Consider the following 23,895-nt stretch of genomic DNA (forward strand, 5'->3'; position numbering starts at 1 on the left):
TATAAAAAAAATAGAAGATAAGAAACTAGAGAGTCACAAAAGTAAGAAAAAAAGATAAAGCAAACGCTTGCATAAACGAGGAAAAAAGTCTATGATGGAGTAAAGTGAATTTAAAAGAGGTGAAAATATGCAAGAAAAATGGTGGCATAATGCAGTTGTCTATCAAGTCTACCCTAAAAGCTTCAAGGATAGTAATGGAGATGGGATTGGTGATTTACCAGGAATTACTAGCAAGTTAGACTACCTAGCTAAGCTAGGAATTACGGCAATTTGGCTTTCTCCAGTTTATGACAGTCCAATGGATGATAATGGTTATGATATTGCCAATTATCAAGACATCGCTTCTATCTTTGGAACCATGGAAGACATGGACCAGCTGATTGCTGAAGCCAAAAAACGAGATATTCGAATCATCATGGACTTGGTTGTCAATCATACATCCGATGAGCATGCTTGGTTTATTGAAGCGCGTGAAAATCCTCAAAGTCCCGAACGTGACTACTATATTTGGCGAGATAAACCCAATGATTTAACCTCTACTTTTAGTGGTTCTGCATGGGAATATGATGAAAAATCTGGTCAATACTATCTACACTTTTTCAGTAAGAAACAACCAGACCTCAACTGGGAAAACGAAGAGCTCCGCCATAAAATCTATGAGATGATGAATTTCTGGATTGATAAAGGGATTGGTGGATTCCGTATGGACGTTATTGACATGATTGGGAAGATACCTGACCAGAAGGTTGTCAACAATGGTCCCATGCTTCATCCCTACCTCAAGGAAATGAATCAGGCTACTTTCGGCGGCAAAGACCTTTTGACAGTAGGGGAAACTTGGGGAGCAAATCCAGAAGAGGCCAAGAAATATTCGAATCCAGAAGGTCAAGAGTTGTCTATGGTCTTCCAATTTGAACATATCTGTCTTCAGTATCAGGAAGGACAACCTAAGTGGCACTACCAAAAAGAGCTAAATGTAGGGAAATTAAAAGAGATTTTCAACAAGTGGCAGACAGAGTTAGGAGTTGAGGATGGCTGGAATTCCCTTTTCTGGAATAACCATGACCTTCCACGAATCGTTTCTATCTGGGGAAATGACCGAGAATACCGCGAAAAATCTGCTAAAGCGTATGCAATCTTGCTTCATCTTATGAGAGGAACACCCTATATTTATCAAGGCGAAGAAATCGGCATGACCAATTTCCCATTTGAAAACTTGGAGCAAGTAGAAGATATTGAATCCCTCAACTATGCCAAAGAAGCGCTAGAACAAGGTGTACCGCTAGAGCAAATTATGGATAGCATTCGTGTGATTGGACGCGATAATGCTCGTACGCCAATGCAATGGGACACGACAGACTACGCAGGATTTTCAAGCGCGAAACCATGGTTAGGAGTCAATCCAAACTATGCGAAGATTAATGTAGAAGAGGCTTTAGCAAATCCAGATTCTATCTTCTATACCTATCAAAAATTGGTAAAACTTCGTAAGGAAAATAGCTGGTTGATTCGTGCTGACTTTGAACTGCTAGAAACGGCTGAAAAAGTCTTTGCTTATATCCGTAAAGAAGGAGACCGTCGTTTCCTAGTGATAGCCAATTTATCCAACCAACAGCAAGAGTTTACAGTAGAAGAGCCAGTCAAGTCTATCTTGATTGAAAATACCTCAGTAGAAGATGCTTTAGAGAAACAACTCTTGGCTCCTTGGGATGCATTCTGTGTCGAATTGGCCAATTAAACCTAAAAAACTCAAGTATCCAAGATGCTTGAGTTTTTTCTAAAATAAGTGTAGAAATTTCTTAAAAAAATATTAGTTTGAATTTTCTAAAAAATTGCATAAAAGCCCTTGCTTTTATAAAAAAATAGGGTATAATGGTGAAAAATAGTATTTTAAAGGAGAATACCGATGAAATCGAAAAAGTTGCTCGCAGTAGCAGGGATAACGATGAGTGCAGCTCTTCTTTTAGCGGCTTGTGGAAAGACAGAGAAAAAAGCAGATGCTCCTACAACATTTTCATACGTATATGCCATTGATCCATCAACATTGGACTATAGCGTTACTAGTAAGAGTTCAACATCAGACGTCATTGCTAACTTGGTCGACGGACTCTTGGAAAATGACAAATACGGAAACTTGATTCCATCTCTTGCTGAAGACTGGTCGGTTTCACAAGACGGTTTGACCTATACTTACAAACTACGTAAAGGTGTCAAATGGTATACTTCTGAAGGTGAGGAGTACGCCGAGGTCAAGGCTCAAGACTTTGTGACTGGTTTGAAACATGCTGCTGATGGTAAGTCAGATGGCTTAAGTCTGATCCAAGATTCTATCAAAGGTTTGGCAGAATACGTCAGTGGTGAAAGCAATGACTTCTCAACAGTTGGAGTTAAAGCAATTGATGACTACACTGTTCAATACACATTGAACCAACCAGAAAGCTTCTGGAATTCTAAGGTAACAACAGCGACTATGCTCCCTGTTAATGAAGAATTTCTGAATTCTCAAGGTAAAGATTATGGTGCAGCGACACCTTCAGGGATTCTCTATAATGGACCATATATTTTGAAGAACTTCACTTCAAAATCAGTGATCGAGTACGAAAAAAATCCAAATTATTGGGATAAAGACAATGTTAAGATTGACCACGTCAAACTTACTTTCTACGATGGATCTGACCAAGAATCATTGATTCGTAGTTTCTCATCAGGAGCCTATACAACAGCTCGTCTCTTCCCAACAAGTTCAAACTTTGATTCAACTAAGCAAGAGTACGGGGATAAGATTGTCTATAGTCCGCAAGAAGCGACCAGCTATTACTTTACTTTCAACGTGAATCGTCAGTCTTACAATAAAACTGCAAAGACAGATGAAGCACAAAAAACTTCTACAAAAGAAGCGCTTCTCAACAAAAACTTCCGTCAGGCAATCAATTTTGCTCTTGACCGTCATTCTTACTCTGCTCAGATGAATGGTGAAGAAGGAGCGGACAAGATTATCCGTACCAGTCTTGTACCTTATGACTATGTTCAGGTTGGTGAAAAGACCTTCGGTGAATTGGCTCAAGAGCAACTGGTAACATACGGAGACCAGTGGAAAGATGTAGCTTTGACAGATGGTAAAGACACTATTTACAATCCAACAAAAGCAAAAGCTGCCTTTGAAAAAGCCAAGTCAGAATTGCAAGCTAAAGGCGTAACCTTCCCAATCCATTTGGATATTCCAGTTGAACAAACAGATGTTATTGCTGTTCAACAAACCAACTCCCTCAAACAATCTGTCGAAGCAGCGCTTGGAACTGAAAATGTCGTTATCGATGTGCTTCAAATGACAGATAATGAGAAAATGAGTATTACTTCTCAAGCTAAGGTTCCTTCTCAAAAAGACTATGACTTGAACGGAACTGGTTGGGGACCAGACTATCAAGATCCAGCTACCTATCTAAATATCTTGGATGCTAAGAAGGGTTCTGCCCTTAAACACTTGGGTATCACAAAAGGTAAAGATCCAGAAGTCATGGCTCAAGTTGGACTTGATGAGTACAAGAAACTCTTGGATGACGCAGCATCAGAAACAACAGACCTTAACAAACGATATGAAAAATATGCTAAAGCACAGGCTTGGGTATCTGATAGTTCACTTCTCATTCCTGTAGCATCTTCAGGAGGTTCTCCTACAGTGAGTCGTACAGTACCATTTTCGAAAGCCTACTCTCAAGTTGGTATCAAGGGAGATCCGTTTGTATTTAAAGGTTTAGAGTTGCAGAATGATATTGTGACCACTAAAGAATACGAAGAAGCTCTTAAGAAATGGCAAAAAGAGAAACTTGAAACAAACGCTAAATATCAAAAAGAGTTAGCGAACCACGTTAAATAATCTTAAACAGCGATGAAGGAAATCCTGATTTTATGCGGGATTTCTTTCTTTTTTTCATATACTGACGAGAGGGCAAATAATTAAATAACTTTACTTTTGGGGCAAAATTTGATAGAATAGCTATATGTCATAAAACCTAACATTTAAGGAGAAAATGAATCATGAAACTCAAAAAACGACTGATTGGAGCGGGGTTGACGCTTGCTGCGGCGGTCTTATTGACAGCGTGTGGGAAGTCAGCATCAGATGTTAAAACCTACTCGTCAACATTTGGTGCCGATCCAACAACCTTCAACTACCTGTTGGACTACTCTGGTGATAATACCGCTGTTGTAACCAACTTGGTAGATGGTTTGCTTGAAAATGACAATTATGGAAATCTCATTCCTGCTCTTGCAGAAGATTGGAGTGTTTCAAAGGATGGTTTGACTTACACTTATAAACTTCGTCAAGATGCAAAATGGTTCACTGCTGACGGGGAAGAGTATGCCCCAATCAAAGCACAAGATTTCATCACAGGTATCAAGTATGCAGCTGATAACAAGAGTCAAGCTCTCGATTTGATTCAGAACTCAATCAAGGGATTAGATGATTATGTGACAGGCGCAAATACTGACTTTTCAAATGTTGGTGTGAAAGCTGTAGATGATTACACTGTCCAATATACTTTGACACGTCCAGAACCATTCTGGAACTCTAAGACTACCAATAGTATCTTGTTCCCTGTCAATGAAGAGTTCTTGACTTCTAAAGGTAAAGAATTTGGGGAATTGAAACCAGATAGCATTCTCTACAGTGGTCCTTATTTGTTAAAAGAATTCACATCAAAATCATCACTCGAGTACATGAAGAACCCTCATTACTATGACCAAGAAAAAGTGACGATTGAAAGAGTTAAGTTGGCTTATGTTGATGGTTCTGACCAAGATATGACGATCCGTAATTTCGAAAGCGGAGCCTACTCGTCTGCTGGTGTCTATCCAAATAGTTCAAACTTTGCTAAGACAAAGGAAAAATACAAGGACAACATCGTCTATAGCTTGCAGGATGCGACTTCTTGGTACTATAATTTTAACGTTAATCGCCAAACATACAATCATACAGCTAAGACTAGCGATGAGCAAAAACAAGCTACCCAAGCTGCGATTTTAAATAAAAATTTCCGTCAAGCAATCAACTTTGCCATTGACCGTACAGCCTACTCAGCTCAGTCTAATGGAGAAGAAGCAGCTAAAAACACTCTTCGTAACACACTTGTGCCACCAACTTTCGTGCAAGTAGGTGACAAGACTTTTGGTGAGACAGTTTCATCTAAGTTGGTAAACTATGGTACACAGTGGTCAAATATGAATCTTGAAGATGCTCAAGACGGCTACTTCAATAAAGAAAAAGCACAAGCTCAGTTTGCAGAGGCTAAAAAAGAATTAGAAGCACAAGGTGTGACCTTCCCAATTCATTTGGACTTGCCTGTAGACCAAGTTAACAAAACCTTGCTTCCGAAGATTCATTCGCTTAAACAATCTGTCGAATCAACTCTTGGGGCAGAAAATGTAGTGATTGATGTCGTTCAAATTTCAACAGAAGACTATGCTAATGCGACATTCCAAGCGCCAACCACAGCTGATCATGACTATGACTTGAACTTGGATGGTTGGTCTGCAGACTACCAAGATCCATCGACTTATCTCAATCCTTTCAACGCTGAGGATGGATTCTATCTCAAGATTTTAGGACTTGATCCAAGCAAGGATACTGATAAGATTACAAGTATCGGATTGGACCAATATACTCAAAAATTGAAAGCGGCAGATGCAGAAAATACAGACGTAGCCAAACGTTATGAAAATTATGCAGACGCACAAGCTTGGCTGATTGATAGTTCGCTATTGCTCCCTGTAAATTCAAACGGTGGTGGAGCTTCAGTGACACGTGTGACACCATTTACACGAGCTTACTCACTTGTCGGAATCAAAGGTACTGGAAGTAACTATAAGTACATGAAATTGCAAACAGAAGTGGTAACAACTGCTCAATTTGACGAAGCTAAAGCCAAATGGGAACAAGAACGTAAAAACTCAGTCGAAAAGAGTCAAAAAGAATTCGAAAGTCACGTTAAATAATAAAAAAATAGAGCTTTTAAATAGCTCTATTTTTTATTATATTTGTATTTTGGAAACACAAAAAGCAGCAAAAACTATAGTAAATATAAAAAACGAAAACACTTCCCAAAAGCGAGCGCTTTCTTGATTGGTGTTGATGGTCTTGAGAGGCAATTTATGATATAATTAAACTAAAATGTTTTGAAGAGGTATTCCATGAAAAATAGACGCATAAAAAAAAGTAAATCTAGTAAATTTCAGCAGAGCTTAAACATAGGTTTGTTGCTAATCTATGCTGTTCTAGCTTCTTTTTTATTGTTTTTGATTTTTAAATATCAGATTTTAGCGGTCAGCTATTTTAATATTATCTTGGCAGTGGTTTTAGTTCTTATCGCGTTATTGTCTCTGTTGCTGATAGTAAATCGAAAAGCTAAAATTTTTACCTTGATAATACTGCTAGTCTCAGTCTTATTTAGTTCGGTAGCATTAGTAGCTGTCAATCGATTTGTAGGGCTCGCCAATCAATTTAATGCAACTTCAAATTATTCAAGCTACTCTATGAGTGTGGCGGTACTAGCAGACAGTGAAATCAATAATGTTTCTCAATTATCCAGTGTAACTGCTCCTACAGGAACAGATGCTGAGAATATCAAAAAATTGATAGATGACATAAAAACGACTCAAAGCAAGGAATTGACAGTTGAGGAAGCTTCTTCTTACCTAGCATCCTATAAGAGTTTGATAAATGGAGAAACCAAAGCAATTGTCTTAAACAGCGTTTTTGAAAATCTGATTGAGCAGGAATATCCCGACCACGCTAAAAAGATCAAGAAAATCTATACCAAGGACTTGACAAAGAAAGTGGAAGCGCCTAAGGTAGCTACAGGAAATTCTTTCAATGTCTATATCAGCGGGATTGATACCTATGGTCCTATCAGTTCTGTTTCACGCTCAGATGTCAATATCATCATGACAGTAAATCAAGATACCAAGAAGATTCTCTTGACGACAACTCCTCGGGATGCCTATGTCCCTATCGCGGATGGCGGGAATAACCAAAATGATAAGTTGACGCATGCGGGTATCTATGGCGTAGATGCTTCTATCCATACCTTAGAAAATCTTTACGGTATCGACTTGAACTACTATGCTCGACTTAATTTCACCTCTTTCTTGAAGTTGATTGATCTTCTTGGCGGTGTTGATGTCTATAATGATCAAGAGTTTACTTCACTACACGGTAAATATCACTTCCCTGTAGGGAACGTTCATCTGGACTCTGAACAGGCTTTAGGATTTGTTCGTGAACGCTATTCATTGGCAAATGGTGATGGAGATCGTGGCCGCAACCAACAAAAAGTCATTGCGGCGATTATCCAGAAATTAACCTCGGCAGAATCCTTGAAAAACTATGACAGTATTATTCAAAGTTTGCAGGATTCGATTCAAACCAATATGCCGCCAGAAACAATGGTTAGTCTTGTCAATACTCAGTTGGCAAGCGGTGGAAAATATACCGTTACCAATCAAGATTTGAAAGGGACTGGACGTATGGATCTTCCATCTTACGCTATGCCAGATAGCAATCTTTACATGTTGGAAATCGATTCAACAAACTTGGAGACTGTTAAGGCGGCCATTAAAGATACCATGGAAGGAAACTAAGATGATTGATATTCATTCACATATTGTTTTCGATGTTGACGATGGACCTAAAAATAAAGCTGAGAGCAAGGCCCTCCTTGAGGAAGCTTACGCACAAGGTGTACGTACTATTGTTTCGACCTCTCATCGTAGAAAAGGGATGTTTGAAACACCAGAAGACAAAATTGCAGCTAATTTTAGCGAAGTCAAACAGTTGGCTCAAGAAATTGCACCGGATTTGAATATCGTGTACGGAGCTGAGATTTACTTTTCTAGTGATGTTTTAGAAAAACTTGAACAAAATATCATCCCAAAACTCAATGACACTCGTTATGCTTTGATTGAGTTTAGCATGAATACACCTTATCGTGAGATTCACAGTGCCTTGTCTAAGGTTCTCATGTTAGGAATAACGCCTGTGATTGCTCATATCGAACGCTACCACGCCTTGGAAAATGATGGAAAAAGAGTGAGAGAGCTTATCAATATGGGATGTTACACGCAAATTAATAGTTCAAGTATTCTAAAGCCAAAACTATTTGGTGATACCTATAAGTTTATGAAAAAACGAGCTCGCTATTTTCTAGATAGAGATCTAGTTCATATCGTGGCAAGTGACATGCATAACCTAGTTGATCGACGACCTTATATGAAGGAAGCCTACGAATTGGTTAGTAAAAAGTACGGCCAAGAAAAAGCCCGTGAGCTTTTCACAACCAATCCTGCAAAATTGATTAAAAATCAAATATTATAGGAGTTATAATGAAAGACAAAGATAAAATCGAAATTGATGTAGTACAAATGTTAAAAGTATTGTGGAAGCGTAAATTATTTATCGCTTTAGCAGCTATTGTTGCTGGAGCTATTGCTTTTGCCTATAGTTCGTTTGTGGTTAAACCTGAATATACAAGTACTACACGTATCTACGTTGTTAATAGAAATCAAGCTGATAAACCTGGATTAACTAACCAAGATTTGCAAGCAGGTTCTTACTTAGTAAAAGACTACCGTGAGATTATCCTTTCTCAGGATGTATTGGAAAAAGTAGTGGCTGAGCAAGGATTAAATTTTGATGCGAAAGCTCTTGCTAGAAAAGTTCAAGTAACAGTTCCGGCAGATACACGTATTGTGTCAATTTCTGTACGTGACAGTAAACCTGAAGAAGCAAGCCGTATTGCTAATGCCCTCAGAGAAGTAGCTGCTCAAAAAATCATTTCAGTAACACGCGTGTCAGATGTAACGACCTTAGAAGAAGCTCGTCCTGCTGTATCACCATCTTCTCCAAACATTCGTCGCAACACAATCTTGGGTGTAGGTGCAGGAGCAAGTGTTGTGATTCTATTGGCTCTATTAGTTGAACTATTGGATGATCGAGTGAAACGTCCAGAAGATATTGAAGAAGTAATGCATCTCTCACTTTTGGGAGTTATTCCAAATCTAGAGAAATTAAAGTAAGGGAGTAAACATGGCAAAGTTAGAATTATCAGAAAAACGCCAAGCGTTAGTAAAAAAAGCAGAAGAATATTATAATGCTTTGCGTACTAATATACAATTGAGTGGAGATAAGTTAAAGGTTATTGCGGTATCTTCAGTTAGACCTGGAGAAGGAAAATCTACGACATCAACCAATATTGCCTGGGCTTTTGCGCGTGCTGGCTACAAAACACTCCTTATTGATGCAGATATTCGAAATTCTGTTATGTCTGGGGTCTTCATGTCAACCGAAAAAATCACTGGTTTGACAGACTACTTGTCAGGTACAAAAGATTTGTCACATGGTTTGTGTGAGACAAATGTGGAAAATTTGTTTGTTATCCAGTCTGGAGCTATTTCTCCTAATCCAACAGCCCTTCTTCAAAGTGAAAAATTTGAAGTCATGATAGAAACACTACGTAAGTATTTTGACTACATCATTGTAGATACAGCTCCGATTGGAGTAGTTATCGATGCTGCGATTATTGTTCAAAAATGCGATGCTTCTATTTTAGTAACGGAGGCTTCTGCTACGAAACGTAGAGAAGTTCAAAAAGCTAAGACACAATTAGAGCAAACAGGTGTACCGTTCTTGGGAGTTATTTTGAATAAATTCAATATCCATCTTGAAAAGTATGGTACTTATGGTACATATGGTGGATATGGGAATTACGGTGCCTACGGTAAAAAATAAGTTTAGGGAGGAAATATGGAAGGAAGGGGTTTCTATAACGTAGCTCTAGCGTTTTTGCAGAGTATACTCGTTAGTGTATTAGCTTATATACTGATTTCTGTTACAGAGACAGAGATTGTTGCAAAAACTGTGTTTGTCCTTTATTTTCTTCACTTTGCTGCCTTCTACATTAGTGGCTATGGTAAAGATTTTTTCAAGCGAAGTCAGTCGGTTGAATTGATAGAGACAGTAAAATACATCATCTTTTTTGCCTTGTTAATTAGTTTCTCTAGTTTTTTCCTGAAAGACCAATTTGTTATTTCTAGAAGGGGAATGATTTATTTCCTCTCTTTGTATGGAATTCTAAATTATATTCTTAGTTTTGTTATTAAAAAATATTGGGTTCAATTTAATCATAATTTAAAAGGGAGCCGAAAGATTCTTTTGATAACAGCTACATCTCGTATTGAGAAGGTGATAGAGCGTCTTTTAACAGCCAGTGATGTCACGGGTAAGTTAGTCGCTGTAAGTGTACTAGATAAACCTGATTTTAAACATGATAAAGTTAAGTCTGTTCCACCTAAAAATCTTATTAATTATGCAACTCATGAGGTAGTAGACGAAGTCTTTGTGAACCTACCTAGTGAGGATTATGATATCGGTAGCATTATTTCACAATTTGAAACAATGGGAATTGATGTTACTGTAAATTTAAATGCCTTTGATAAGAATTTAGGTAGAAATAAACAGATCCATGAGATGGCTGGATTGAATGTAGTAACTTTTTCTACAAACTTATATAAACCAAGCCACATAGTTGCCAAACGAATTATTGATATTTTAGGGGCAATTGTTGGGCTAATCATCTGTGGACTGGTAAGCATAGTCCTTGTTCCAATGATTCGAAAAGATGGTGGACCAGCAATCTTTTCTCAAACCCGAGTCGGTAAAAATGGTCGCTATTTCACTTTTTATAAATTCCGATCTATGAGGGTAGATGCAGAAGAAATCAAGCAGCAATTGATGGATCGAAATACCATGCACGGTGGTATGTTTAAAATGGATAATGATCCTCGAGTTACAGAAATTGGTCGCTTTATACGTAAAACTAGTATTGATGAGTTGCCACAGTTTTGGAACGTACTGATTGGGGATATGAGCCTAGTAGGAACTCGCCCTCCAACAGTGGATGAGTATGAAAAGTATACGCCTGAGCAGAAACGTCGATTGAGCTTTAAACCAGGCATTACTGGGCTATGGCAAATTAGTGGTCGAAGTGGAATTACCAACTTTGACGATGTTGTCAAACTAGATGTCGCTTATATCGATGATTGGACAATTTGGAAAGACTTCGAAATTTTATTAAAAACAATAAAAGTAGTGCTGATGAGAGATGGAGCAAAATGATTCTATGAATAAAGTGAGAGAAATTCAATTAGGAGAGTTAACTCTTTTAGAAAGTTATATCGATCTTTGTAAAAGACATGATTTGCGTTATTACGCCTTAGGTGGGACATTACTCGGTGCCATTCGTCATAAAGGATTTATCCCATGGGATGACGATATGGATTTAGGAATGCCTAGGAAAGATTATGAAAAATTCTTGTCAATCTGTGAGAGAGAGCTTCCTGAAAGTGTTATTTTAAGACTTCACGATGATAATCTAGGTAATACTTCGATTATGGATACTTCAATCCAAATTCAATTTGGCAATGAATGGTGTAGTCCTTTTATTGATATCTTTCCCTTAGACGGTTACCCAGAAGACGGAATCCATTACTGGGTGCATACAAATAAAATAAAGTTCTATCGTGCCTTGTCTAAAATTTCTGTTATCGATCGTTTGCACGAGAGAGATAGAGGCTCTTTCGAAAATGCGATTGTGAAAGTTTCGAAAGCTTTAAAATTAAATAAACTCTTAAACACTTCAAAAATTAACAAAAAATTACAAAGTATCATTAAAAAATATGATTACGAGACTAGTAACATGGTCGGAAATGTCTTGGGTTCCTACCGCGAACGAGAACTCGCAAGAAAAGAAGTGTTCGGGGAACCGCAATTACTAGAGTTTGAAAACTTAAAAATTAGTTGTCATGCAAATCCCGATGAATATTTGACAAAAATATATGGTGATTACATGCAACTACCAAAAGAAGCTGAGCGTAAGGGTCATTTCGAGTCTACGTGGGGAGATTAAATTGAATAGTTTTGATTTAATGGGGGTCAGAATTGACCCCTTAACAATGGACGAAACTGTCCAAGCTGTTGAAAAATTTGTTCTTGAACAACGTCCACTCCACTTAATGGGAGTGAATGCAGACAAAATTAATCAATGTCAAACAGATGAATCTATTAAAAAGATTGTTAACGATTCTGAAATCATTAATGCAGATGGGGCTTCAGTTGTTCTTGCTTCTCGTTTTTTGGGTTATCAAGTTCCTGAGAGAGTCGCTGGGATTGACTTGATGCAAAGATTGCTCCTGTTGGCCAACGAAAAGTCTTATTCAGTTTATTTTTTTGGTGCCAAGGAAGAAGTTTTAATAGATATGCTGACCATCTTTAAAAAGGATTATCCGAATCTCCGAGTAGTGGGTCATCGCAATGGCTATTTCTCTGCAGAAGAGGAGGAGGCTATTCAAGAAGATATTCGTGAGAAGAATCCTGACTTTGTCTTTGTTGGCATTACCTCTCCTAAGAAAGAGTACATCATTCAAAAATTTATGGATCAAGGTGTTAATTCTGTCTTTATGGGAGTTGGAGGTAGCTTTGACGTTTTATCTGGTCATATTAAACGAGCTCCTTTATGGATGCAACATGCGCATCTTGAGTGGTTGTTCCGAGTGGCAAATGAACCTAGACGCCTCTTTAAACGTTATTTTGTAGGGAATGCCACTTTTATTAAGCGAGTTTTAGATGAAAAACGAAAATCGAAAAAATAGTATTTTACATATTTCGCGTACCATGGATATAGGTGGTGCAGAGCGTATTGTTTACCAATTGAGCTCAGATTTGAAAGATGAGTTTGACAGTGTTCATGTCGCATCTACGGGTGGGCTTTGGGAGAGCGAACTGGCTGCTCAAGGGATTCAACATCATAAAATTTTAGATATCGATAGTAAAAATCCTGTGACGGTATTAAAACTACTCTTTAGTATTCACCAGATTATCAAACAAAAAGGGATAACAATAGTCCACACTCATCATCGGATGGCTGCTTTTTATATCCGTTTATTAAAACTTGTTCATCCAAAATTGATACACGTTTATACAGCCCACAATGTCTTTAAAGATAAACTGCCTCTATATGGATTTGCTTTAAAAAATGCTAAAAGTGTAGCAGTGGGAGAAGCTGTAAATAAAAACTTAAAAGAAGACGTAGGCATTACTGATAGTCGGGTTATTTATAATGGAGTCGTTTTAAAAGAAACGGATGAGCAGGTCGATGAGATCATAAGTTATGATGGGATTAAACTTGGCTGTATTGCTAGGTTATCTGAGCAAAAAGGCTTGACTTATCTCCTTGATGCTATGTCTCTACTGACCGTTAAGGATATTCGATTGTTTATCGTTGGTGATGGTGAGCTTAGAAATGAACTTGAGAATAAGGTTAAAGAGCTACATCTTCAAGATTCGGTAACTTTTTTAGGATATCGCAAGGACATTGCTGAATGTATCAATAGTTTTGATTTTTGTGTTTTGCCTTCAGTATTTGAAGGATTTGGCTTAGTTGCCATTGAGGCATTTATGAATAGTAAAACTTTAGTTGCGACGGCTATACCGGGATTAAACGAAGTTGTTACAAATGAAAATGGGGTTTTAGTCCCAGCAAAAGACCCTGCTGCTCTAGCATCTGCTATTGATAAATTAGCTATGGATGCAACATTAAGACAGGAACTTTCTAGCCAAGCAAAGAAAGACTATGAAAATAAATTTAGTTATCCTATGTTTTTGGAAAACTATCGAGCATTGTATAGAGAACTAAAGGGAGAATCAAAATGAAAAAAGTCATGTTGGTTTTTGGGACGCGCCCAGAGGCAATTAAAATGTGTCCTTTGGTAAATGAGTTGAAAAAAAATGACTTGATTAAGACACTTGTCTGCGTGACAGGACAACATAAGGAGATGCTTGAGCAAGTTTTGGATGTCTTTAAAGTCGTTCCTGATTATGATCTGGGGATTATGAAGGTCAATCAAACTCTATTTTCAATTACGACCAGTATTCTAGACAAAATTCAAGCGGTGCTTGAACAAGAAAAACCAGATATTGTACTTGTTCACGGAGATACGACGACAACTTTCGCAACGGCCTTGGCAGCCTTTTACATGGGAATAAAAGTTGGACACGTGGAAGCAGGTTTAAGAACCTACAATCTTCAAAGTCCATTCCCTGAGGAGTTCAACCGTCAGACTACTTCTATTATTGCAGATTATCATTTTGCGCCAACAGAAGTGGCTAAAGACAATCTTCTAAGAGAGGGAAGAGAGAATATTTTTGTAACGGGTAATACGGTTATTGATGCCTTAAAGACAACTGTTCAGGATGATTACAATCACCCAATTTTAGAGTGGGCTAAGGATAGTAAGTTGATTATGTTGACAGCTCACAGACGTGAAAATCTTGGGCAACCAATGGAAAATATGTTTAATGCTGTTAATCGTATTTTAAATGAATTTGAAGATGTAAAAGTTGTTTACCCGATTCATAAAAATCCTAAAGTTCGTGAATTGGCAAGTAAAGTCTTTGGGGATAATGAACGCATGAAAATCATTGAACCTTTAGAAGTTATTGATTTCCATAATTTCATGAACCAAAGCTACATGATTTTGACAGATTCTGGTGGAGTTCAAGAAGAAGCTCCATCCTTAGGGAAACCAGTTTTAGTCATGCGTGATACCACAGAACGTCCTGAAGGGATTGCAGCAGGAACTTTGAAATTGGTAGGAACAGAAGAAGAAAATATATATAGGAATTTTAAGCTTCTTTTGGAAAATGAAGAGGAATACAACAAGATGAGTAAGGCAAGCAATCCTTATGGGGATGGGAAGGCTTGTGAGCGAATCGTTGATATCATTTTGGAAGGATAGGGATAATGGAAAAGGTTTCTATTGTTGTACCTGTGTATAATGTCGAAACTTACTTAAACTATTGCGTCAATAGCCTCAGACAGCAGACGTACACAAATATTGAGATTATATTGGTAGACGATGGTTCGACAGATGCTTCTGGAGAAATCTGTGATCAACATGCTCAAGAAGATGAGCGTGTACGAGTACTCCATATTGAAAATGGAGGATTATCCAATGCTCGAAATACAGGAGTTAAAGAAGCCTCAACTGATTGGATTATCTTTGTTGATTCAGATGATTATTACGATAAAAGAACTGTAGAATATTTAGTAGGACTTAGAGATAAATACGGAGTTGAACTAGTAGCAACTCCAGTGATTGAAGTTCGAGATTATGAATCTAAAGATTTCTCTGGCTCTTTAACGGAGAAATCTTCTGAAAAATTAGATCGCTATACAGCTTTAAAAGAGATGTTCTATGGAAATCGTGTAGGGACTCATTCGGGTGGGAAACTTTATAAGAAGACGATTCTGTCACGTTTCCCTTATCCTAAAGGAATGCTTTACGAAGACTTAGCAATAGCTTACGAGCATATTGCTTCTTGTAAACACATTGCGGTAGGAGACATTAATCTATATAAATATTATCGAAGACCTGGTAGTATAGTTAATTCAAAGTATAGTGATAAATTAATGGACTTTTACGAGGCGATGGAATGGAATAGAAGTTATATCGAACGAGACTATCCTAATGATAAGGAAATGAGAAGAGCTTTAAATGTCCGCTACGTCTTTAATGGTCTACATGTTGTCCATGCTATGCTCAGTTCAGGTATGTATTCTGATGTCAATAAAATCAGAAAAGAATACACTAGATATTTTAACGATATTATTCCTAATCCAAATATAACAGGGAAAAATAAAGTGAAATATTTGTTATTGTTGCTATCGCCAAGATTATACAGTACTGTTCGAAATAAAATTGGATAATTTGAAAACACGTAGGTAAATATATGAAAATAACAATAAAATTATCAGAGCTATTATATTTTTCAGCTTTCTTTATATGGTTGGTTTTTAATTTTGTAGCTCAAACTAACTTAGTATATAAATTCCCTTCAATTTATCGATATCGTATAATTGCCATGATTGTTTGTATTGTTATACTTATAGCTAAGCTACTTTTAGAAAAGCATACACGCAGATTTCTACTAATCTTTTTGTTAGCAATTTGTTTGGCAATAACAATTGCTATTTCTACCAATAAACTTTTTGATGGACTTACAATAATTTCAACAATTATGCTGATAGTCTCTGTAAAAAATATAAACTTTAGGAAAGTATTGGTTTTCTGGTCTGTTTCGATATTTTTATTTATGCTTTTTGTTTTTATTTTGCTCAAATTAGGAATAATAGAGAATACTTTACGTATTCAGCTGGGTGGCAGATATCGATTTAGTCAAGGGTATCAGTTTGTTAGTCTTGGTGCGAATTATTTATTTCATATAACTTTAGTCTATCTTTATTTACGAAAAAACAGGGTTAGATTTTTGGAAATTATGTTGCTTGGAATAGTTAATTATTATTTCTATATCAATACTGATACTAAATCAGCATTTTTTCTTTCGATTTTAGCTCTTATTGTTGTCTACCTTTTTAGAAATAAAGAATTAAATCAAAGAACATTGCAAGTAACAGGGATAATTGTATGGACGGCAGGAGTAATTGTTCCAATTGTGTTAACATACTTCTATAATCCGAGTATTAAATTTTTTCAGATTTTAAATACTACTTTAACAGGTAGATTAAGTCTTGGACATAAAACAATGTCGCTATATGGAGTAGATTTGTTTGGTCAAAGGATTGATTGGGAACTTCAACAAAGATCTACATCTGTCTTTGATAATTATCTTTATGTTGATTCTTCATTTGTAAATATTCTTTTACATTATGGGGTGATATTATTATTCGTAATTTGGCTTAGTTATTATCTATTGATTAAGAGGGGATATTTTAGCACAGTTGAGATGCTTGTGTTTATTGTATTAATTCTTCATTCTATGTTTGATCCACAATTCTTTGAATTGATGTATAATCCGTTATTATTATTGATAGGACTTGTATGGGGGGCGGACGAGCTGAACTACGGAGAAACCTGAAGTAAGTCATACTTGATTTAGCAGATAAATAGACTTAAGTATAATATAAACTGATAAGCTATAACGAATTGTTAACAAAGTAAACGACCTATTATTTTTTACACGGTTGATAAGTTTGATATCCTTTCTGTGATCAAAAAGATTATATACGGGATTACCTTTAAACATAATAAATATTTAGTTAAATAGGTGCTCAAGTTTAAAATTTTTAAAGAGATGAATAGTTTTTGTGACAGATTTGTCTATGCCGTTTATTATAGTATTTATGTGGGGATTCTAAACATATATGAAAGTAATTAAAAATTATACTTATAATCTTTCCTATCAACTTCTAGTGATAATTCTTCCTATTATAACGACACCTTATGTAACCAGGGTATTTAGTTCAACTGATTTAGGTACTTATGGTTATTTCAATTCAATTGTTACCTACTTTATTTTATTGGCGACATTGGGCGTGGCCAATTATGGTACAAAAGAAATTTCAGGCCATCGTAAAGATATCAGAAAAAACTTTTGGGGCATATACACCTTGCAGTTTGGTGCGACCATTCTGTCGATATGCTTATACATTCTCTTATGTCTGTCCTTGTCATTTATGCAAAATCCCGTTGCATATATTTTGGGCTTGAGTCTGGTATCTAAAGGGATGGATATCTCCTGGTTATTTCAAGGGTTAGAGGATTTTCGCAAGATAACAGTTAGAAATATTACTGTTAAACTGGTCGGTGTCATTTCAATCTTCTTATTTGTAAAATCAGCAAATGATTTATATCTTTATGTGTTTTTACTAACAATATTTGAATTATTGGGGCAGTTTAGTATGTGGTTGCCAGCTAGAGAGTTTATTGGGAAACCACATTTTGATTGGTCCTATGCTAAACAACACTTGAAACCAGTTGTTCTCTTGTTTTTGCCGCAAATAGCTATTTCGCTATATGTTACTTTGGATCGTACTATGCTAGGGGCATTGGCCTCAACTAAAGACGTCGGAATTTATGACCAAGCCTTAAAATTGGTCAATATTTTGCTTACACTGGTGACTTCATTAGGAAGCGTAATGCTTCCTCGTGTTGCCAATCTCCTATCGACTGGAGATCACAAGGCTGTAAACAAAATGCATCAGATGTCTTTCTTAATATACAATTTAGTCATTTTTCCTATAATAGCAGGAATGTTAATTGTTAATGATGATTTCGTGCAATTTTTCTTAGGACAGGATTTCCAAGATGCTAAATATGCGATAGCAATTATGATTTTTAGAATGTTCTTTATTGGCTGGACAAATATTATGGGTATTCAAATTTTGATTCCACATAATAAAAATAAAGAATTTATGATTTCGACAACTATTCCAGCTATTGTGAGTGTCGGTTTAAATTTATTATTACTACCTAAATTAGGTTATATCGGAGCAGCTATTGTTTCTGTATTAACAGAAGCCTTAGTATGGGCTATTCAACTGTATTTTACAAGAAACTATTTGAAGGAAGTGCCTATAGTCAAAACAATGGTAAGAATTATAGGGGCGTCAGTAAGTATGTATATTTTATTGCTGTTATCGAAGCAGTTTATATATTTCTCGCCAGCTCTGAATGTTATAGTTTGCGCAGTACTCGGTGGAGTTCTATATATTGGCGCAATTCTATTTTTTAAAGTTATAGATGTAAAAGAATTAAAACAAGTGTTCAAGTAATGGAGTGTATTATGTATGACTATTTAATTGTAGGTGCAGGTTTGTCTGGAGCAATCTTTGCACACGAAGCTACAAAACGTGGCAAAAAAGTAAAAGTGATTGACAAACGTGATCACATTGGTGGAAATATCTATTGTGAAGAGGTTGAAGGTATCAATGTTCACAAGTATGGTGCCCACATTTTCCATACTTCAAACAAAAAAGTATGGGACTATGTCAACCAGTTCGCTGAATTTAACAACTATATCAATTCACCAGTAGCTAACTACAAGGGCAGTCTTTACAACCTTCCTTTTAACATGAATACATTTTATGCTATGTGGGGAACCAAGACTCCACAAGAAGTCAAGGACAAGATTGCGGAGCAAACGGCTGATATGAAGAATGTTGAGCCAAAGAACTTGGAAGAACAAGCCATCAAGTTGATTGGTCCAGATATCTATGAAAAATTGATCAAGGGATACACTGAAAAACAATGGGGACGTTCTGCGATAGGCCTTCCGCCCTTCATTATCAAGCGTCTTCCAGTGCGTTTGACCTTTAATAATAACTACTTTAATGACCGTTATCAAGGAATTCCGATCGGTGGCTATAACGTCATCATCGAAAACATGCTGGGCGATGTAGAAGTAGAACTTGGGGTTGACTTTTTTGCCAATCGTGAAGAGTTGGAAAAATCAGCTGATAAAGTTGTCTTTACAGGAATGATTGACCAGTACTTTGACTATAAGCACGGGGAGTTGGAATACCGCAGCCTTCGGTTCGAACACGAAGTTTTGGATGAGGAAAATCATCAGGGTAATGCCGTGGTCAACTACACAGAGCGTGAGATTCCTTATACTCGTATTATTGAGCATAAGCACTTCGAGTATGGTACTCAACCGAAGACGGTTATCACTCGTGAGTACCCTGCTGATTGGAAACGTGGGGATGAACCATATTATCCGATCAACGATGAAAAGAACAACGCTATGTTTGCTAAGTATCAAGAAGAAGCAGCCAAAAATGATAAGGTCATCTTCTGTGGCCGTCTAGCAGATTATAAATACTACGACATGCATGTGGTCATTGAGCGTGCTTTGGAAGTTGTAGCAACTGAATTTGATTGAGAGAAATAGTTATCCATGAAATATTATCTAAAGGAAAAGTTTTTAAAAGACTCTGGAGCAAGGAATGCTGGTAATAAGGCCAGAAATGATGTTGAGGAAATTGTAAAACAAGAGGGTTTTAGTCCTTTGTTACTGACAGTTGAGGACTGGTACAAAATGAGTACGATTAAAGCCCAACAACATAAAGCAAAAGCCTTGTCACAAGCCTTTTCTCGGTTGAAATCAGGAGATCAACTGTTAATTCAATTTCCTATGCTCCACCATAGTTTTTTCACCACTCGCTTGGTAAGAAAAATCCAGCGGAGTGGGGTGAAAGTCTACTTTATTATCCATGATTTGGAAGCTTTACGATATGCTAATTTGGATACAGTACCTTTAAAACATAAGATTCGGGTTCATCTTCAAGAATCAAGTTTGTTGAAGATAGCTGATGGGGTGATTGCCCATAATCCAATCATGAAATCTGTTTTGGTTAAAAAAGGCATCGCAGAAGATAGGGTCATCAGTCTTGGAATTTTTGATTATTTGATTCCGAATTTTCAAGAAAAGACAACTCAAACAAAAGACCAACCAATTATTGTAGCAGGTAATTTGGCACAAGAGAAAGCTGGGTATCTTTATGCTCTTCCGGAAACCCCAATCTATAACCTCTATGGTGTCGGTTTTGATGAGAGTAGAGCGTTAGAGAATGAAGCTTACTTTGGTTCTTTCTTGCCAGACGAACTTCCTGCAGCCCTTGAGGGTGGTTTTGGGCTTGTATGGGATGGTGATAGTGCTGAAACATGTAGTGGTGTATTCGGAGATTACCTCCGTTATAACAATTCTCACAAGGCATCCCTTTATTTGGCATCTGGATTCCCACTTGTAGTGTGGAAACAGTCTGCCTTGTCTCACTTTGTGCTTGAGAAAAACTGTGGGATTGCAGTAGAATCGCTTCATGATTTAAAGAACACGATCGAAAATCTATCAGATGCAGATTATCAAGAATTGGTTGCAAATGCAAAAAGAATTGGTAAAAAAATACGAGATGGTTTTTATCTAACCAGTGCTCTTAAACAATTAACAAAATAAGAAGTCCATTTGGACTTCTTTTTTTGTTACAACTAATCGTTTTTGTATAAAAATTAGACCAGCAGAGAACGATTTTTTAGGGGAAAATTAAGTACTTCATCTTAACGTAAAATTGAAATGAACTTGGCATGAAAATACTTGAAAAAATACAATAAATTACACCGGTTTTTTCAGCTTTTCTGACATTTTTACACTGTTTTTCATAGAAAAAATAAAAAAGAGGGACTTGTAATGGAATATTAAAATAAATTTAATGAAAAACCTTCGATAAAATCACAAAAAATTAGGCACGAATCGGATTTTTGTGATATAATATTCTGTGAATAGCTATGCCTTCTTGTAGCTGTTAAAAAATCAAAGTGTGAAACTTGGAAGATAGAGAGGACGCAATGTAATGACTAGAAATGGTTTTTTTACAGGCTTAGATATTGGAACAAGCTCAATTAAAGTGTTAGTTGCTGAGCTTGTAGATGGTGAAGTAAATGTAATCGGTGTTAGTAACGCCAAAAGTAAAGGTGTCAAGGATGGGATTATCGTTGACATCGAAGCCGCAGCAACGGCTATCAAATCTGCTATTTCTCAAGCAGAAGAAAAAGCAGGAATTTCAATTAAATCAGTGAACGTTGGACTTCCAGCAAACTTGTTGCAAGTGGAACCAACTCAAGGAATGATTCCTGTAACATCAGATACAAAAGAAATTACAGATCAAGATGTCGAGAATGTAGTCAAATCAGCTTTGACCAAGAGCATGACACCTGATCGTGAAGTGATTACGTTTGTGCCAGAAGAATTTGTAGTAGACGGTTTCCAAGGTATTCGTGACCCTCGTGGAATGATGGGTGTTCGTTTGGAAATGCGTGGACTTCTCTATACAGGCCCAAGAACCATTCTTCACAACCTTCGTAAAACTGTAGAACGTGTTGGAGTTCAAGTTGATAACGTGATTATTTCACCACTTGCGATTGTAAACTCTGTTCTTAACGAAGGCGAACGTGAGTTTGGAGCGACTGTTATCGATATGGGCGGTGGTCAAACAAGTGTTGCTACTATCCGTAATCAAGAGCTACAATACACAAATGTTTACCAAGAAGGTGGCGATTACGTCACTAAAGACATTTCAAAAGTTCTTAAAACTTCTAAGAAGATTGCAGAAGGTTTGAAGCTTAACTACGGTGAAGCTTATCCGCAACTTGCAAGCAAAGAAACTTTCCAAGTTGAAGTGATTGGTGAAGTAGAACCTGTAGAAGTTACAGAAGAATACTTGGCTCAAATTATTTCAGCTAGATTGAAACACATCTTTGAACAAATCAAACAAGATTTGGAAAGAAGACATTTGTTGGACTTGCCAGGTGGTATTGCTCTGATTGGTGGGAATGCTATTCTACCAGGCATCGTTGAGCTTGCCCAAGAAGTACTTGGAGTTCGTGTGAAACTTTATGTTCCAAACCAAGTAGGTATCCGCAATCCTGCATTTGCTCATGTGATTAGTTTGTCAGAATTTGCTGGAAGTCTTACAGAAGTGAATGTTTTGGCTCAAAGAGCTATCAGAGGAGATCAAGTTCTACGTCAACAACCAATTGATTTCAGAACTTCAAGTCAGGAAAAACCTGCAGCTTCTCAACGTTCAGTGTTTGGTACAACTTCAACTGAATCAGCAGAACCAACTTATACTGCTGAATCAGCAACTCCAAATCAATCAGAAGAAAAACCAAAATTGACTGACCGATTCCGTAGCTTAATCGGAAGCATGTTTGATGAATAGGATAGAGGAATAAAATATGACATTTTCATTTGATACAGCAGCAGCACAAGGTGCAGTAATTAAAGTAATTGGTGTCGGTGGTGGCGGTGGAAACGCCATTAACCGCATGGTTGACGAAGGCGTTTCAGGTGTTGAGTTCATCGCAGCCAACACAGATGTACAAGCCTTGAGCAGTACAAAAGCTGAAACAGTTATCCAACTTGGTCCAAAATTAACTCGCGGACTTGGTGCTGGAGGACAGCCTGAAGTTGGTCGTAAGGCTGCTGAAGAAAGCGAAGAAGTAATTACTGAAGCTATCAGTGGTGCAGATATGGTCTTCATCACTGCTGGTATGGGTGGTGGTTCTGGTACAGGTGCTGCACCAGTTATCGCTCGTATCGCTAAAGGTTTAGGTGCTTTGACTGTCGGTGTTGTGACACGTCCATTCGGTTTCGAAGGAAGCAAACGTGGCCAATTCGCAGTCCAAGGGATCAACGAACTTCGCGAACATGTTGATACTCTCTTGATTATCTCAAACAACAATTTATTAGAAATTGTTGACAAGAAAACTCCACTTCTTGAAGCTTTGTCTGAAGCAGATAACGTTCTTCGTCAAGGTGTTCAAGGAATTACAGATTTGATTACAAATCCTGGTTTGATCAACTTGGACTTCGCAGACGTGAAGACAGTAATGGCAAACAAAGGAAATGCCCTTATGGGTATTGGTATCGGTAGCGGAGAAGAGCGTGTTATCGAAGCGGCTCGTAAAGCTATCTACTCACCACTTCTTGAAACAACTATTGATGGAGCAGAAGATGTTATCGTTAACGTAACTGGTGGTTTGGATATGACTTTGATTGAAGCGGAAGAAGCTTCTGAAATCGTCAATCAAGCTGCTGGGCATGGCGTAAATATCTGGCTCGGTACTTCTATTGATGAATCAATGAAAGATGAAATCCGTGTAACTGTTGTTGCTACTGGAGTTCGTCAAGATGCAGTCGAAAAAGTTGTAGCGCCACAACCAAGACAAGCGTCATTCCGTGAACCAGTAAAATCTGGACATACACACACTTATGACCGCCATTTTGATTTGGCAGAAACAGCTGAACTTCCAACTCCTTCACAACGTCACACTGAAGCGCCTAAAGCATCAGCTTTTGGTGATTGGGACTTGAGACGTGATTCAATTGTTCGTCAAGGTGAGTCAGTCGTATCACCAGTTGAGCGTTTTGAAGCACCATCTTCTGACGAAGATGAGTTGGAAACACCACCATTCTTTAAAAACCGTTAA

General features: G+C 37.3%; 19 protein-coding genes. All 19 read left to right on the forward strand.

All coding sequences use genetic code 11. The annotated features are described in order from the left end of the window. The first annotated feature begins 127 nt into the window (after positions 1 to 127). The 19 genes from HMPREF2957_RS08675 (at position 128) to ftsZ (ending at position 23,895) form a co-directional block, all read left to right on the forward strand. Entirely contained in the window at positions 128 to 1,738 is a 1,611-nt protein-coding gene (locus HMPREF2957_RS08675; protein ID WP_070679000.1) for a glycoside hydrolase family 13 protein, read from the forward strand. Positions 1,739 to 1,906: 168 nt separating this feature from the next. After that, on the forward strand, positions 1,907 to 3,874 hold the full coding sequence (locus HMPREF2957_RS08680; protein WP_049496038.1) for a peptide ABC transporter substrate-binding protein: 1,968 nt from the start codon (positions 1,907 to 1,909) through the stop codon (positions 3,872 to 3,874). Between the two features lie 161 nt (positions 3,875 to 4,035). Further along, positions 4,036 to 5,994 carry a peptide ABC transporter substrate-binding protein gene (locus HMPREF2957_RS08685; protein ID WP_070679002.1) on the forward strand — a complete coding sequence of 653 codons (1,959 nt, stop codon included), beginning with the start codon at positions 4,036 to 4,038 and terminating at the stop codon, positions 5,992 to 5,994. A gap of 195 nt (positions 5,995 to 6,189) precedes the next feature. After that, complete coding sequence (locus HMPREF2957_RS08690; RefSeq protein ID WP_070679004.1) at positions 6,190 to 7,638, forward strand: LCP family glycopolymer transferase CpsA; 1,449 nt, start codon at positions 6,190 to 6,192, stop codon at positions 7,636 to 7,638. A 1-nt stretch (position 7,639) separates the two neighbouring features. Next, positions 7,640 to 8,371, forward strand: coding sequence for a capsular polysaccharide biosynthesis protein Cps4B (cps4B, locus tag HMPREF2957_RS08695; protein WP_070679006.1), 732 nt, complete (start codon positions 7,640 to 7,642; stop codon positions 8,369 to 8,371). Positions 8,372 to 8,379: 8 nt separating this feature from the next. Next, positions 8,380 to 9,072, forward strand: coding sequence for a CspC family polysaccharide chain length determinant protein (locus HMPREF2957_RS08700; RefSeq protein WP_070679008.1), 693 nt, complete (start codon positions 8,380 to 8,382; stop codon positions 9,070 to 9,072). 10 nt (positions 9,073 to 9,082) lie between these two features. After that, the gene (locus tag HMPREF2957_RS08705; protein ID WP_070679010.1) at positions 9,083 to 9,784 is read left to right on the forward strand and encodes a tyrosine-protein kinase; all 702 of its coding nucleotides are present in this window, start codon (positions 9,083 to 9,085) and stop codon (positions 9,782 to 9,784) included. A 15-nt stretch (positions 9,785 to 9,799) separates the two neighbouring features. Beyond that, positions 9,800 to 11,170, forward strand: a complete 1,371-nt coding sequence (locus tag HMPREF2957_RS08710; RefSeq protein WP_070679012.1) for a sugar transferase — start codon at positions 9,800 to 9,802, stop codon at positions 11,168 to 11,170. Between the two features lie 4 nt (positions 11,171 to 11,174). Continuing rightward, the gene (locus HMPREF2957_RS08715) at positions 11,175 to 11,960 is read left to right on the forward strand and encodes a LicD family protein (RefSeq protein ID WP_070679050.1); all 786 of its coding nucleotides are present in this window, start codon (positions 11,175 to 11,177) and stop codon (positions 11,958 to 11,960) included. Between the two features lie 19 nt (positions 11,961 to 11,979). Next, positions 11,980 to 12,702 carry a WecB/TagA/CpsF family glycosyltransferase gene (locus HMPREF2957_RS08720; protein WP_070679051.1) on the forward strand — a complete coding sequence of 241 codons (723 nt, stop codon included), beginning with the start codon at positions 11,980 to 11,982 and terminating at the stop codon, positions 12,700 to 12,702. Beyond that, positions 12,677 to 13,762, forward strand: coding sequence for a glycosyltransferase family 4 protein (locus HMPREF2957_RS08725; protein ID WP_070679014.1), 1,086 nt, complete (start codon positions 12,677 to 12,679; stop codon positions 13,760 to 13,762). Before HMPREF2957_RS08720 ends, HMPREF2957_RS08725 begins: the two co-directional genes overlap by 26 nt. After that, positions 13,759 to 14,847, forward strand: coding sequence for a non-hydrolyzing UDP-N-acetylglucosamine 2-epimerase (wecB, locus tag HMPREF2957_RS08730; protein WP_070679016.1), 1,089 nt, complete (start codon positions 13,759 to 13,761; stop codon positions 14,845 to 14,847). The genes HMPREF2957_RS08725 and wecB overlap by 4 nt, the downstream gene beginning before the upstream one ends. 5 nt (positions 14,848 to 14,852) lie before the next feature. Beyond that, positions 14,853 to 15,818, forward strand: a complete 966-nt coding sequence (locus tag HMPREF2957_RS08735) for a glycosyltransferase family 2 protein (protein WP_070679018.1) — start codon at positions 14,853 to 14,855, stop codon at positions 15,816 to 15,818. Positions 15,819 to 15,841: 23 nt separating this feature from the next. Further along, on the forward strand, positions 15,842 to 16,987 hold the full coding sequence (locus tag HMPREF2957_RS08740) for a polymerase (protein ID WP_070679020.1): 1,146 nt from the start codon (positions 15,842 to 15,844) through the stop codon (positions 16,985 to 16,987). Positions 16,988 to 17,273: 286 nt separating this feature from the next. Continuing rightward, positions 17,274 to 18,683 carry a flippase gene (locus HMPREF2957_RS08745; protein WP_070679021.1) on the forward strand — a complete coding sequence of 470 codons (1,410 nt, stop codon included), beginning with the start codon at positions 17,274 to 17,276 and terminating at the stop codon, positions 18,681 to 18,683. Between the two features lie 11 nt (positions 18,684 to 18,694). Then, positions 18,695 to 19,792, forward strand: a complete 1,098-nt coding sequence (gene glf / locus HMPREF2957_RS08750) for a UDP-galactopyranose mutase (RefSeq protein WP_070679023.1) — start codon at positions 18,695 to 18,697, stop codon at positions 19,790 to 19,792. Between the two features lie 15 nt (positions 19,793 to 19,807). Beyond that, a complete protein-coding gene (locus HMPREF2957_RS08755) occupies positions 19,808 to 20,863 on the forward strand; it encodes a glycosyltransferase (protein WP_070679025.1) in 1,056 nt (351 codons plus the stop codon). A 394-nt stretch (positions 20,864 to 21,257) separates the two neighbouring features. Further along, positions 21,258 to 22,625, forward strand: a complete 1,368-nt coding sequence (gene ftsA / locus HMPREF2957_RS08760) for a cell division protein FtsA (protein WP_070679027.1) — start codon at positions 21,258 to 21,260, stop codon at positions 22,623 to 22,625. A 16-nt stretch (positions 22,626 to 22,641) separates the two neighbouring features. Next, a complete protein-coding gene (gene ftsZ / locus HMPREF2957_RS08765; RefSeq protein WP_004254133.1) occupies positions 22,642 to 23,895 on the forward strand; it encodes a cell division protein FtsZ in 1,254 nt (417 codons plus the stop codon).

The organism is Streptococcus sp. HMSC062D07 (assembly GCF_001814215.1).
In the GTDB taxonomy this organism is placed as follows: Bacteria; Bacillota; Bacilli; order Lactobacillales; family Streptococcaceae; genus Streptococcus; species Streptococcus infantis_I.